We start from the raw sequence: 13267 nt of genomic DNA on the forward strand, positions 1-13267 counted from the left end.
GCGGGGCTGGGCGCGGGCGGGGCGCGGGCGGGGCGCGGGCGGGGCGGGCGCTGGGCGGGGCGCGGGCGGGGCGTGGGCGGGCGAGGGCGGGCGAGGTCGGGGCTAGGGCGGGGCGAGGGCGGGGCGAGGGCGGGGCGGGCGCTGGGCGAGGGCGGGGCTAGGGCGGGGCGAGGGCGGGGCGCTGGGCGGGGCAGCTAGGCTGGCTTACCGTGCTCGTACTCGTGGTGGACAGCTCGACCCCCGCGGTCACCGCGGCGCTGGTGGAGGTCTCGGCAGACGGCGTGGCGTCGCGGGCGCACCGGTGCACGGTCGACGCCCGCGCGCACGGTGAGCTGCTCGCACCCCAGGTGGATGCGGTCCTCGCCGACGCCGACGCGCGCCCGCGTGACCTGACCGCCATCGTCGCCGGCCTCGGCCCGGGGCCGTTCACCGGGCTGCGGGTCGGCCTGGTCACCGCCGCGACCATGGGTCAGGTGCTGGGCATCCCCACGTACGGAGTCTGTTCGCTGGATGCCATCGGCTACCCGGCGGCGTCCGGCGCGCCGGTCCTGGCCGCCAGCGATGCCCGGCGCAAGGAGCTCTACTGGGCCGTCTACGACGGCGCCGGCCAGCGGATCGTCGGGCCCGAGGTGTCCGCGCCAGCGGTCGCCGCCGCGCGGGCCCGGGAACTGGGCGCGACGACCGCGGTCGGTGACGGGGCGCACCGGTACGCCGAAGTCCTGGACCTGCCCGTTCGGATCGAACCGCGCTATCCGGACGCGACAGTGCTGGCGCTGCTCGCCGCCGAGCGGATCCGGGCGGGCGCGTCCAGCGAGAGGCTCACCCCGCTCTACCTACGCCGCCCCGACGCGGTGGCGGCGACCGGCCACAAACCGGTCCTGCCATGACTGCAGTACGGCTCGAACAGTTCCGCTGGTGGCACATCGACGACGTGCTGCCGATCGAGGCGGACCTCTTCGGCGCTGAGCAATGGTCGCCCGCCATGTTCTGGAGCGAACTCGCCAACGGGCACCACTACCGGATCGCCGTCGACGCGGACGGCTCGGTGCTCGGCTACGCCGGGCTCGCCGGCGTTGCGCCCGACGAGGTGTGGGTGCAGAACATCGCCGTCCGCCGCGATGCCCAGCGGCGCGGTGTAGGCCGCGCCCTGCTGGAGGAGTTGCTCGCCGAGGCGAACCGCCGCGGTGCCCGCAGCACCTTGCTGGAGGTGGCCGTGGACAACGCCGCCGCCCAGCGGCTCTACGCGACGTACGGGTTTGAGCCGATCGGGGTGCGGCGCGGCTACTACCAACCGAGCAACACCGACGCGCTGGTGATGCGGCGCGACGCCGAGCCGACCGGGGACGGACCACACGACAATGGCTGACGAACCACTGATCCTGGGTATCGAGACCTCCTGCGACGAGACCGGCGTCGGCATCGTGCGGGGGCACACCCTGCTGGCCGACGCGCTCGCCTCCAGCGTCGAGGAACACGCCCGCTTCGGGGGTGTGGTGCCGGAGGTGGCCAGCCGGGCACACCTGGAGGCCATCGTGCCGACCATGGACCGGGCACTGACCGAGGCCGGCGTCACGCTGGCCGACATCGACGCGATCGCGGTCACCTCCGGCCCTGGGCTGGCCGGCGCGCTGCTGGTCGGCGTCGCCGCCGCCAAGGGGTACGCGCTCGCCGCTGAGAAACCCGTCTACGGCGTCAATCACCTCGCCGCCCACGTCGCGGTGGACACCCTTGAGCACGGCCCACTGCCCGAACCCGCCATCGCGCTGCTGGTCTCCGGCGGCCACTCGTCCCTCCTGCTCGTCGACGACCTGGCCCGGGGGGTCACCCCGCTGGGCGCCACCATCGACGACGCCGCCGGTGAGGCGTTCGACAAGGTCGCCCGGCTGCTCGGTCTGCCGTTCCCGGGCGGCCCGCCCATCGACCGGGAGGCCCGGGCCGGCGACGCCGCAGCGATCGCCTTCCCCCGCGGCCTGACCGCCGCCAAGGATCTCGCCGCCCACCGGTACGACTTTTCGTTCTCGGGCCTGAAGACGGCGGTGGCCCGGTGGGTCGAGGCCCGACAGCGTGCCGGTGAGCCGGTGCCGGTGGCCGACGTGGCCGCGTCCTTCCAGGAGGCGGTCTGTGACGTGCTGACCAGCAAGGCGATCGCCGCCTGCCGCGCGCAGGGCATCGAGACCCTGGTCATCGGCGGGGGAGTGGCGGCGAACTCACGGCTGCGGGCGATGGCCGAGCAGCGGGCCGAGAAGTACGGCATCCAGGTCCGGGTACCCCGGCCGAAGCTGTGCACCGACAACGGCGCGATGGTGGCCGCGCTCGGTTCGCACCTGGTCGCCGCCGGGGTCGCTCCGAGCCGACTGGACCTGCCAGCCGATTCGGCGCTACCGCTGACCACGGTCAGCGTGTGACGGGAGCGGCGGACATGATCGTGCGGATGTGGGAGGCGCGCGCCGAGGCGTACGGCGTCGCCGACCTGATCACCTGGGTGTGCGACACCGCCCTGCCCGAGTTGGAGCACGACCCGCTGCACGTCTCCAGCGAGGTGTTCTCCTCCACCGACCACCGCGTGGTGGTCATCTCCAAGTGGCGCAGCAGCCCCCGCCCGCTGCCAGACCCACCCGCCCTGCTGGTGGCCCGCGCCCCGCACTCCTGGGACTTCACCCAGGTCGACAGGTGACGCGAGCCACCAACCAGCTTCCCGCTGACGGTCAGCTGCGGCGCAACATCCGATAGGTGGCGATGCCGCCGGTGCCCAGCGCGGCGAGGAAGACCAGCCAGACGACGGTGCTGCTCACTCCGACCTGCGGTCCCGCGTTCGCCCCGGCGGCGGCCAGCAGGCCGTCCTGGCCGGGGGCGGGCAGCGCCGCCGGCGGCAGCTCCGGCCAGCGAACCAGACCGGTGCTCTCCAGCATCTGCATGTGGTGCGTCACGAAGCCGGTGGCGTCCTCGCAGAGCTTGCGGACGGTGGCGTCGCGGGTGCTGGCCCGTACCGCGCTGATCACCGGGAGAATGCTGCCGTGGGCGACCCGGAGGCGGGTCACGAAGATCTGGTCGAACCGAGCGCCGGAGGCGTCCTTCATCTCCTGCAGCCAGCCCTTCTGTTGGGCCGTCGGCTCGCTCGGGATGGTCGCGCCCAGCTTGTTGGCCGCTTCCACGACGAGTTCGTCGAGCCGCTGGTGCTCGCCGGCGATGCCGGCGCCGATCTCCCGTACCTTCGCCGACTGTCCCTTCTCGGCGGCCATCTGGCCGGCCGGCATCTCCCACAGCCCGGCCAACCGCACGCCGTTGAGCAGTGTCATATCGGCGGCGTTGAGCTGTCGCCCGCCGGCGGGGGCGGCGATGGCCATGCCGGGTAGGACACCGACCCCCGCGATGATCGCGATGAGCAGCATCGCCGCTCGGTGGGTCCGGGTGCCCAGTCGGCGACGGGGGGATCTGAGCGGTGCCATGTCTGTGGTGCCTCCTCGGTCCGGACCGGAACGCGTCTGGACCGGGCAGCCGTACTCTGCCGGTTGCCCGTCCGCCCACTGGTACGGACTGATCGTGCGATCAGTTCATCGCGTTGCGATCCGGATCAGCGGGTGACGGCGAGCAGGCCGCCGAGCAGCAGCAGGGTGAGCGCCGCGGCGGCGAAGACCATCAGCAACTCCTGACGCCCGCGCCCGACCGGGCCGGCGTCGACGATCGGGTCGGCCAAGGCCGGCAGGTCGCGGGTCAGCGCGGCCAGGTCACCGAGGGTGCGCGCCGTCCACACCGCACCGGCCCGGTCGGAGAACTCGTCGAGCGTCAGCCGGCCCGCCGCGGTGTGCTGGTGCAGCGCGGCGACCACCCGGTTGCGGTCATCGTCGGAGGCGCGCAGCTCGACATCCACGCGGACAGCGTACGCGGATCAGCCCACGTCGAGGGGGTCGGCGAGGAGCCGCTCGAAGGCCAGTTCGGCGGCGCCGATCAGGGGCGCGTCGGTACCTAGTTTCGGGGTGCGCAGCCGGACGTGCTCCAGGCAGGCGCCGAGCGCGTTGGAGTTGAGCCGGCTGCGGATCTGGGCCGCCGCCGCGAGGTAGAGGTCACGCATGGTCCCACCGAAGATGACCATCTCCGGGTTGAAGACGTTCACCAGGTTGGCCACCCCGAAGCCGAGCCAGTCGCCGGCCTGACGGACCGCCGTCTGGGCCCGGGCATCCCCCCGGTCGGCCGCGTCGAAGACCTCAAGCAGGGCGTCGCGGCCCCGGGCGTCGGAGCGTCCGGCGGCGCGCAGGATGCCGTGCTCACCGATCTCGGTCTCCCAGCAGCCCCGGGAGCCGCACTCACAGGGCCGGCCGTCGCGGACCACCTTCATGTGGCCGACCTCGCCGCCGTACCCACCGTGCCCGGTCAGCCGGCGCCCACCGGCGATGATGCCGGCGCCCACGCCGACGTCGCCGTACAGGTAGAGGACGTTGTCGCAATCCGCAGCCACACCCCGTGCGTGCTCGGCGAACGCGGCGACGTCGGCCACGTTGCCCACGGTGATCGGTACGTCGATGCCCAGTTCGTCGGCGAGGGCCGCGCCGATCGGCTCGTCCACCCAACCGGTGGTGGGACCGAGTCGGACCAGGCCGTCGTCCCGGCGGACCATGCCGCAGACCGCGACGCCGGCACCGACGCAGATCGCGTCCGCCGGCACCACCTGCTGCATCTCCTTGACCGCGCCGGCCAGCAGCGGCGCGGCCTCCGCCGCCAGCAGGCCGCGCGGCCGGTCCAGGTCCCGGCGGTCCAGTACCGCGCCGCCCAGCCCGATCCGGGCCGCGCGCAGCCGGTCCACCTCCACCGAGTACGCGTACGCGTAGACCCGGGCCGACTCGGGCCGGACGACAAGTGACGGTCGTCCGGCCCGGCCGGTCTCCTTCGGTGACCCCTCGCTGACCAGCCCCACCGCGGACAGGTCAGTGGTGAGCGCGCCGATGGTGCTGCGGTTGAGGCCCAGCGTGGTGGTCAGCTCGGCACGCGTGGTCGCCCCGTGGACGTGCACGTGCCGCAGCAGGGCCCCGAGGTTCTGCCGTCGGACGTCATCCTGGCTCGGTCCTGGGCGCATGCTGGTGCTACCTCCCGCGCGGTCAGCGGGTGCCGGTGGCTGCCGCGCGGCGGCGGGAGAGCGCGTCGACGCTGGCGGCGAGCAGCAGCACAACGCCGGTGACCACGTACTTGACTCCCGCGCTGTACCCCATCAGGCCCATTCCGTTTTCGATGACCGCGACGACCGCGCCGCCGAGTACGGCGTCGAGGACGCGGCCCTTGCCACCGAAGAGGCTGGTGCCGCCGATCACCGCTGCGCCGACCGCGTAGAGCAGTACGTTACTGCCCCCGGTGTTCGGGTCGACCGAGTTGGCCCGGCTGGCCGCCACGATGCCGCCGATGGCGGCCATGGACGAGCAGATCATGAAGACCGAGATCCGGATCCGGTCGACCTCGATGCCGGCCCGGCGGGCGGCTTCGCGGTTGCCGCCCACGGCGTAGATGTGCCGGCCGTAGCTGGTGCGTTGGAGTACGAAGGTCCACACGATCAGGAGCACCGCGATGATCGGCACCACGATCGGCACACCCTTGAGGGAGCTGATCAGGACGTTGCGGCTGCGTTCGAGGTTGAGCACGTACACCGCGGTGCCGAGGATGACGGCGAGCCCGCCGATCCGCAGCGCCACCACGGCGAGCGGGTCGGTGACAAGGCCGCGGGCCACCCGGTTGCGGTGGCGCAGCAGTTGCACCGCCGCGTAGCCGACGACAGCGAGGGCCGCCAGCGCCCAGCCCAGCGTGGGGGCGAGGTTGCGGTTGGCGATGGCGACCAGCACCTCGTCGCGGACGGAGATGTTGGTGCCCTCCTTGACGAGCAGCAGCACGACGCCCTGGAAGGCGAGGAAGCCGGCGAGGGTGACCACAAAGGACGGGATGCCGATTTTCGCGACGAGCATGCCGAGCGTGGTGCCGATGACCACACCGGTGGCGACCGCGGCGAGTACGGCTACCCACCAGGGGTAGCCGAGCACGGTGACCACATTGGCCAGCACCGCCGCGCAGACGCCGCTGGCGAAGCCGGCGGAGAGGTCGATCTCGCCGAGCAGCAGCACGAAGACCAGGCCCATCGCGATCAGCGTGACCGCCGCGCCCTGGGTGAAGAGGTTGGCGAAGTTGCCGGCCGACAGGAACGACGACGGCCGCATGATCGCGAAGACGGTGCAGAGCACGATCAGGCCGAGCACTGCTGGGAGCGCGCCGACATCGCCACCGCGTACCCGACTCAGGTAGTTGCGGACGTGGCCTCCGACGGTCGGCGCCGGTGTGACGGTGGCGGGGCCGTCCTTCCGTACGGCGGTGGTGGTCATCGGACGCCTCCTGAGATCGAGTCGGCCGGCTGCGGGCCGTCGCCGTTGCTGCCCGGGTCGGTGGCGAGGCCGAGCCCGCCCGAGCGCCCGGCGGTGATCAGCTCGACCACCTGGGCGTGGGTGATGTCGGTGGTCTTCACCTGGGCGACCATCTGGCCGAGGTACAGCGCGGCGATCCGGTCGGAGACGGCGAAGACGTCGTTCATGTTGTGCGAGATGAGCACCACGGCCAGGCCGTTGTCGGCGAGGCGGCGGACCAGTTCGAGCACCTGGGCGGTCTGGGCCACGCCGAGCGCCGCGGTCGGCTCGTCCAGGATGACGAGCTTGCTGTTCCACAGCACCGCCTTGGCGATGGCCACGGTCTGGCGTTGGCCGCCGGAGAGGCTGGACACGTGCTGGCGCAGCGAGGTGACGGTGCGGATGGAGAGCCCCGCCAGGGTTTCGGCGGCGAGTTGTTCCATGGTCGGCTCGTCCAGGACGATGCCGCTGCGCTTCTCCCGGCCGAGGAACATGTTCTGCACGATGTCCAGGTTGTCGCAGAGCGCGAGGTCCTGGTAGACGACCTCGATGCCGAGTCCGGCGGCGTCGCGGGGGCTGCCGATGTGCACCGGTTCACCGTTGAACAGGAACTCTCCGGCGTCGATGGGGTGGATGCCGCTGATGCACTTCACCAGGGTCGACTTGCCGGCGCCGTTGTCGCCGACCAGCGCGGTCACTTCACCCGGGTGGACGGTCAGGGCGACGTCGCGGAGCACCTGGACGGGACCGAAGCTCTTGTCGATCCCGCGGAGCTCCAGCAGGGGGGTCGCGGACACGGGGGTCTCCTTTTCAGGGAGGGTCGGGGCCCGTCCGGCGGGCGCCGCCCGGCACGGGAGGGGTGCTCCCGTGCCGGGCGGCGGTGGTCGTCCCGGCGGGTACTGCGGCGTCGGTCAGCTGATGCCGGCGTCGGCGCAGGCCTTGGCGTACGCCGCGGTGCAGACCTCTTCCTTGGTCACGTAGCCGTCGGCGATGACGTCCTTGATGTTGTCCTTGTAGATGGCCTTCGGGGTGAGCAGGACCGCGGGGACGTCACGGTCACCGTCCTTTACCGACTGGCCGGTGTCCTTCTTCTCGCCCTTGGCGAGCGCGATGGCCAGGTCGGAAGCGGCCTTGGCCTCTTCCCGAACCGCCTTGTAGACGGTCATGCACTGGTCGCCGGCGAGGATGTTCTGCAGGCCTTCGGTGCTGGCGTCCTGCCCGGTCACCGGCACCTTGCCGTTGAGCTTGTTCTTCTTCAGGATCGAGATGGCGGCATTGCCGAGACCGTCGTTGGCGGCCAGTACGCCGTCGATCTTGCCCTTGGCCGTGGTGAGCTGCTGCTCGAAGATCGTCGCGGCCTGCGCGTTGTCCCACGCCGGCACCGCGTCGTCGGGGCCCTTGACGTACTCCTTGGAGTCGAACTTCGGCTTGAGCACCGAGTCGTAGCCGGCCTTGAACAGGGTGGCGTTGTTGTCGGTGGGGGAGCCGTTCAGGTACGCCACGACGGGGTTCTTGGCGCCCTTCTCGGTCAGGCACTTCGAGAGGCCCTCGCCCTGGAGCTTGCCGACGGTCTCGTTGTCGAAGCTCACGTAGTACTGGGCCGAGCCGCCGAGGGTGAGCCGGTCGTAGTCGATGGTGGCCACGCCCTGCGACTTGGCCTTGTCGAGTACGGCCTTTCCGGTGCCCGAGTCCAGGTTGACGATCATCAGGGCGGTGACGCCACCGGTGATCATCTGGTCGGCGAGGGTCTGGAAGGCGGTCTTGTCGTTCTGCGCGTTCTGGATGTCGTACTTGACGCCGGCGGCCTTGAACGCCTCCTCCAGGAAGCGACGGTCCGCGGTTTCCCAGCGAGCCGAGGACTTGCTGTCCGGGAGGATCACGCCAATCTTGGGGGTCTTGACGGAGTCGGCCGAGCCGGAGCCGGAGTCGTCGCTACAGGCGGTCAAGCCGCCGGTCGTGAGCAGGCCCACGGCGGCGATGGTGAGGATCCCCTTACGCATGTGCAGGGTCCTTTCGGAGGTGGGGAAGGTGTTGTTTTGTTGTGTCCGGCAACGTATTTCGCGTCACACCGGCTCCACAAGGCCGCGTAGGTAGCGAGTTTGTTGGGAGCGATAACAATTCAGCAACGCGACTGTTACTCCCCGGGTATCCCACGGGGAGGTCGACGTAACGACTGTCGTCAGCGGGTCTGCAACGGCGCGGTACGGGCGTCGGTCAGCGCCACCAGATCCGCCGCGGCCAGTTCGAGTTGCAGACCGCGCCGACCAGCCGAGACGTAGATCGTCGGCAGATCCAACGCGGATTCGTCCAGCACGGTGGGCAACCGCCGACGCTGCCCGAGCGGGCTGATCCCACCGCGTACGTAGCCGGTCGCCCGCTCGGCGACCGCCCGGTCGGCCAGCGCCGCCCGCTTACCGCCGACCGCCGCCGCGAGCGCCTTGAGATCCAGCTCGCCGGTGACCGGAACGACCGCCACGGTGAGCGCGCCGTCAACCTCGGTCACCAGCGACTTGAACACGCGCTCCGGTGCCACGCCGAGCGCCACCGCCACCAACGCGCCGTAGTTCGGGGCGTCCGGCGCCACCCGGTACGGATGGGTGCGATGCGCGATGCCGCGCTTGACGAGTAGTGCCGTCGCCGGTGTGCCCTGTCCCGCCACGCCCTCGAACCTAGTCGACCGGGCGGCCGATCAGCACGGTCGGCGCCCCGGCGACGCGGGTGAGAACCAAGCTCGCCGCGGCGTCCCCGGCCAGCCGAAGGTCCCGTCGGAGCTGCTCCGGGGTGAGCGCCGAACCTCGCTTGAGGATCTCCACCCGGCCCACCCGACGGTCGCGCAACAGCGCCCGCAGGCGCTTGAGCGAGAACGGCAGCACGTCGGTGATCTCCAGGCAGCGCGCGTACGGGGTGCGGATCGGCTGGTCGGCGTAGAGGTAGGCGATGCTCGGATCGGCCAGGGTGGCGTCCAGTTCGGTGGCCAGTTCGGCGACGAGGTGCGCGCGGACCACGGCGGGGTCCGGGTCGTACAGGTAGCGGCGCGGGGGCCCGACCGGCGCCTCCGTGTCGCCCGAGCCGGTGAGCTGGTGGATCTCCGTCCGGTACACGCTGGCGCGGCGGGGCACCTCGGCCAGCTCGCCGCACCAGAGCGCCGCCTCGACCAGGTCGCCGTCCACGCTGACCCACTCGGCCTCTGCCCCGGCCGGGATGAGCGCGTGGTCCAGGCCCGGCGCCACCTTCACCACGGTGCGCGGCACCCGCTCGGCCAGCCCGGTGACGAAGTCCCACGGTGGCGAGTAGGCGCGCGGGTCGAAGATCCGTCGCCCGGTGCCGGTCGCGCGGCGGGCCGGATCGCAGAAGACCCCGTCGACCCCTGACACGTCGAACCCGGTCGCGTCGCCGCACTCGACAGTGAACAGCTCGGCCAGCCCGGCCGCCTCGGCGTTGGCGGCGGCCATCGCCGCGGTCACCGGGTCGGCCTCCACCCCGTACACCCGGATGCCGGCACGGGCGGCGGCCAGCGCGTCGGCTCCGAGCCCGCACCCGAGGTCGGCCAGGGTGCGCACGCCGGCCGCGGACAACCGGGCGGCCCGCCGGTCGGCGACCACCCGCCGGGTGGCCTGCTCCAGGCCGGGGCGGGTGAGGAACATCCCAGCGGCGGCCGAGCCGAACTTGCCCACCGCCCGGTGGCGCAGCTCGGCCTGGGTGAGCGCCGCCGCGGCCAACGTCGGCGGCACCCCGGCCGCCCGCAGCGCCGACGCCGCAGCCAGTGGATCACCGCCGGCCAGCCCGGCCGCCGCCGTGAGCGCGGCCGACCCCTCAGGGGTACGCAGCGCCGCCAGCTGTTCGAGATCCACCCGGTCATTGTCCCGGTCGACCAGGAAATCCTGGCCGTCGGGGCGCGACGCGCTGGCACTCTCCTTGACGGAGTGCTAGCCAGCGAATAACCTGCGATTAGCACTCTCGCCCTGAGGGTGCCAGCTTCCGGGTCTCGCGACCCGGGTGCGCACGCCAGGCGGACCGGCACCCGCGACGACGGCACCGCCCGGTGGCATGAGGCAGATTGACGCTGGTCAGCCCCGCTGGCCAGCAACGAAACCAGTACCCCAGGAGGGTATGCCCGTGACTACCGCGACCAAGGTTGCTATCAAGCCGCTCGAGGACCGCATCGTGGTCCAGGCGAACGAGGCTGAGACCACCACGGCGTCGGGCATCGTGATCCCCGACACCGCCAAGGAGAAGCCGCAGGAGGGCACTGTCCTCGCTGTGGGCCCGGGGCGCGTCGACGACAACGGCAACCGGGTTCCGGTTGACGTGCAGGTCGGCGACACCGTTCTTTATTCGAAGTACGGCGGCACCGAGGTCAAGTACGCCGGCGAGGAGTACCTGGTGCTCTCCGCCCGCGACGTCCTCGCGGTCATCGAGAAGTAAGCAACCGATCAGTGCCACTGCCCCGGTCCGGCTCGCCGGGCCGGGGCAATGGCGCTTCGAAGGGACATATATGGCGAAGATCCTGAGCTTCTCGGACGACGCCCGGCACCTGCTGGAGCACGGTGTCAACGCCCTCGCGGACGTGGTCAAGGTCACCCTCGGCCCGCGCGGGCGCAACGTCGTCCTGGACAAGAAATTCGGTGCGCCGACGATCACCAACGATGGTGTGACCATCGCCAAGGAGATCGAGCTCACCAACCCGTACGAGAACCTTGGCGCGCAGTTGGTCAAGGAGGTGGCGACCAAGACCAACGACGTCGCCGGCGACGGGACCACCACCGCGACCGTGCTGGCCCAGGCGATGGTTCGCGAGGGTCTGCGCAACGTGACCGCCGGGACCAACCCGGCCGGCCTCAAGCGGGGCATCGACGCGGCGGCCGTCAAGGTCTCCGAGGCGCTGCTCGGCCGTGCCGCCGAGGTCACCAGCAAGGAGTCGATCGCGAACGTGGCGACGATCTCCGCACAGGACTCCACGATCGGCGATCTGATCGCCGAGGCGATGGAGCGCGTCGGCCGCGACGGTGTCATCACCGTCGAGGAAGGCTCGATGCTCACCACCGAACTGGACGTGACCGAGGGGCTCCAGTTCGACAAGGGCTTCATCTCGCCGAACTTCGTCACCGACCTGGAGGGTCAGGAGTCCGTCCTTGAGGACGCGTACATCCTGGTCACCACCCAGAAGATCTCGGCGATCGAGGAGCTGCTGCCGCTGTTGGAGAAGGTCCTGCAGAACAGCAAGCCCCTCCTGATCATCGCCGAGGACGTGGACGGCCAGGCGCTCTCCACCCTGGTGGTCAACTCGCTGCGCAAGACCCTCAAGGTCTGCGCGGTCAAGGCCCCGGGCTTCGGTGACCGGCGCAAGGCGATGCTCCAGGACATCGCGATCTCCACGGGCGCCGAACTGGTCGCCCCGGAGCTGGGCTACAAGCTCGACCAGGTCGGCCTGGAGGTGCTCGGCAGCGCCCGGCGGGTCGTGGTCGACAAGGAGAACACCACGATCGTCGACGGCGGTGGCCAGAAGGCCGACGTTGCCGACCGGGTGTCCCAGATCCGCAAGGAGATCGAGGCTTCCGACTCCGACTGGGACCGGGAGAAGCTCGCCGAGCGGCTGGCGAAGCTCTCCGGTGGCATCGCCGTCATCAAGGCCGGCGCGGCGACCGAGGTCGAGATGAAGGAGCGCAAGCACCGCATCGAGGACGCCATCGCGGCGACCAAGGCGGCGGTCGAGGAGGGCACTGTGCCCGGCGGCGGCGCCGCCCTGGTGCAGATCCGCTCGGTGCTGGACGACGACCTCGGCTTCACCGGTGACGAGAAGATCGGCGTCTCGGTCGTGCGCAAGGCGCTCGTCGAGCCGCTGCGCTGGATCGCCCAGAACGCCGGTCACGACGGCTACGTGGTGACGCAGAAGGTCGCTGACCTCGACTGGGGCAACGGCCTCGACGCCGCCAAGGGCGAGTACGTCGACCTGGTCAAGGCCGGCATCATCGACCCGGTGAAGGTGACCCGCAACGCGGTCACCAACGCCGCCTCGATCGCTGGTCTGCTGCTCACCACGGAGAGCCTCGTGGTGGAGAAGCCGGAGCAGGCCGAGCCGGCCGCCGCCGGCGGCGGGCACGGCCACGGTCACGGCCACCAGCACGGCCCGGGCTTCTGATCCGGTAGCGACACCGGGGCACACCGTCGTACGACGGTGTGCCCCGGTCCGTCTTACCGGGTCGTTACGGACGCCGCCGTCGTTGGCGACCGGGCGGAGTGATCGCGCACACTGGGCCGATGAGCACCACGTCACGGCGGTACGCCGCGTTGGCCGGAATCACCGCCGCCGCCGTCGCGATCGGGATCGCCGAACCGGTCGCGGTGTTGACCGGCCCCCGGTCGGCGCCCCTGGTCGCGGTCGGCGGGGTGATCGTCGACGCCGTCCCCGAGTCGCTGAAGCAACTCGCCATCGACCTCTTCGGCACCGCCGACAAGATCGCGCTGCTGGTCGGCACGGCCGTGTTGCTGGGAGGCTTCGCCGCGCTCCTCGGCGTACTGGCCGTTCGACGGCTGGCACTCGGCCTGGCCGGCATCGCCGCGTTCGGTGCCATCGGCGTGGCCGCCGCGATGACCCGCTCCGGCGCGGACCTCGCCGACGCGCTGCCATCCCTGGTCGGCGCCGGTCTCGGCGCCCTGGTGCTCTGGCTGTTCATCGCCGGGCCGTTCGAGCTGAACCCCTGGTCCTGGTCACCCCCCACACCGACCGCGCGGTCCGCCGGCGCGGTGCCGTCTGCCGGCGCGGTGCCGTCGGCCGGCGCGGTGCCGTCGGCCGGCGCGGTGCCGTCGGCCGGCGCGGTGCCGCCGGCCGGCTGGGGGTCTGAGTCGTGGGACGAGCCGCCGAGCGGGGCCGCGCCGGCCGGCGGGGGCGGGGCGGG

14 protein-coding genes and 1 pseudogene are annotated in these 13267 nt (G+C 71.6%); 7 read left to right on the forward strand and 8 right to left on the reverse strand.

Annotated elements, in window-relative coordinates; genetic code table 11:
- Positions 1 to 209: 209 nt before the first annotated feature.
- From tsaB to ABZU52_RS29140, 4 genes are read left to right on the forward strand one after another with little or no spacing between them, the layout of a single operon-like run.
- Positions 210 to 887 carry a tRNA (adenosine(37)-N6)-threonylcarbamoyltransferase complex dimerization subunit type 1 TsaB gene (gene tsaB, locus ABZU52_RS29125; RefSeq protein WP_354974155.1) on the forward strand — a complete coding sequence of 226 codons (678 nt, stop codon included), beginning with the start codon at positions 210 to 212 and terminating at the stop codon, positions 885 to 887.
- Complete coding sequence (gene rimI / locus ABZU52_RS29130; protein WP_354974156.1) at positions 884 to 1366, forward strand: ribosomal protein S18-alanine N-acetyltransferase; 483 nt, start codon at positions 884 to 886, stop codon at positions 1364 to 1366. The genes tsaB and rimI overlap by 4 nt, the downstream gene beginning before the upstream one ends.
- The gene (tsaD, locus tag ABZU52_RS29135) at positions 1359 to 2405 is read left to right on the forward strand and encodes a tRNA (adenosine(37)-N6)-threonylcarbamoyltransferase complex transferase subunit TsaD (protein WP_354974157.1); all 1047 of its coding nucleotides are present in this window, start codon (positions 1359 to 1361) and stop codon (positions 2403 to 2405) included. The genes rimI and tsaD overlap by 8 nt, the downstream gene beginning before the upstream one ends.
- A 14-nt stretch (positions 2406 to 2419) precedes the next feature.
- Entirely contained in the window at positions 2420 to 2674 is a 255-nt protein-coding gene (locus ABZU52_RS29140; RefSeq protein WP_039906914.1) for a hypothetical protein, read from the forward strand.
- 31 nt (positions 2675 to 2705) lie between these two features.
- Here the strand turns inward: ABZU52_RS29140 and ABZU52_RS29145 are convergent, their stop codons facing one another.
- The 8 genes from ABZU52_RS29145 to ABZU52_RS29180 form a co-directional block, all read right to left on the reverse strand.
- Entirely contained in the window at positions 2706 to 3446 is a 741-nt protein-coding gene (locus tag ABZU52_RS29145; protein ID WP_354974158.1) for a DUF4142 domain-containing protein, read from the reverse strand.
- 125 nt (positions 3447 to 3571) lie between these two features.
- Complete coding sequence (locus ABZU52_RS29150; RefSeq protein WP_354974159.1) at positions 3572 to 3868, reverse strand: DUF1707 domain-containing protein; 297 nt, start codon at positions 3866 to 3868, stop codon at positions 3572 to 3574.
- An 18-nt stretch (positions 3869 to 3886) separates the two neighbouring features.
- Positions 3887 to 5068 carry an ROK family protein gene (locus ABZU52_RS29155; protein WP_354974160.1) on the reverse strand — a complete coding sequence of 394 codons (1182 nt, stop codon included), beginning with the start codon at positions 5066 to 5068 and terminating at the stop codon, positions 3887 to 3889.
- Positions 5069 to 5090: 22 nt separating this feature from the next.
- Complete coding sequence (locus tag ABZU52_RS29160) at positions 5091 to 6353, reverse strand: ABC transporter permease (RefSeq protein ID WP_354974161.1); 1263 nt, start codon at positions 6351 to 6353, stop codon at positions 5091 to 5093.
- Complete coding sequence (locus ABZU52_RS29165; RefSeq protein WP_354974162.1) at positions 6350 to 7168, reverse strand: ATP-binding cassette domain-containing protein; 819 nt, start codon at positions 7166 to 7168, stop codon at positions 6350 to 6352. The genes ABZU52_RS29160 and ABZU52_RS29165 overlap by 4 nt, the downstream gene beginning before the upstream one ends.
- 114 nt (positions 7169 to 7282) lie before the next feature.
- Positions 7283 to 8371: a substrate-binding domain-containing protein gene (locus ABZU52_RS29170; protein ID WP_354974163.1), complete on the reverse strand. Its 1089-nt coding sequence runs from the start codon at positions 8369 to 8371 to the stop codon at positions 7283 to 7285.
- A gap of 179 nt (positions 8372 to 8550) precedes the next feature.
- Positions 8551 to 9030, reverse strand: coding sequence for a Cys-tRNA(Pro) deacylase (gene ybaK / locus ABZU52_RS29175; protein ID WP_354974164.1), 480 nt, complete (start codon positions 9028 to 9030; stop codon positions 8551 to 8553).
- A 10-nt stretch (positions 9031 to 9040) separates the two neighbouring features.
- The gene (locus ABZU52_RS29180; protein WP_354974165.1) at positions 9041 to 10222 is read right to left on the reverse strand and encodes a methyltransferase domain-containing protein; all 1182 of its coding nucleotides are present in this window, start codon (positions 10220 to 10222) and stop codon (positions 9041 to 9043) included.
- A gap of 259 nt (positions 10223 to 10481) precedes the next feature.
- Here ABZU52_RS29180 and groES point away from each other — a divergent pair, with 259 nt between their 5' ends.
- The 3 genes and pseudogenes from groES to ABZU52_RS29195 form a co-directional block, all read left to right on the forward strand.
- Positions 10482 to 10796, forward strand: a complete 315-nt coding sequence (gene groES / locus ABZU52_RS29185) for a co-chaperone GroES (RefSeq protein WP_030330046.1) — start codon at positions 10482 to 10484, stop codon at positions 10794 to 10796.
- 70 nt (positions 10797 to 10866) lie between these two features.
- Positions 10867 to 12510 carry a chaperonin GroEL gene (gene groL / locus ABZU52_RS29190; protein ID WP_354974166.1) on the forward strand — a complete coding sequence of 548 codons (1644 nt, stop codon included), beginning with the start codon at positions 10867 to 10869 and terminating at the stop codon, positions 12508 to 12510.
- Positions 12511 to 12629: 119 nt separating this feature from the next.
- Positions 12630 to 13267, forward strand: a pseudogene (locus ABZU52_RS29195) (molybdopterin-binding oxidoreductase); the annotation flags it as partial.

The organism is Micromonospora sp. NPDC005220, from assembly GCF_040607895.1.
Classification (GTDB): Bacteria; Actinomycetota; Actinomycetes; order Mycobacteriales; family Micromonosporaceae; genus Micromonospora.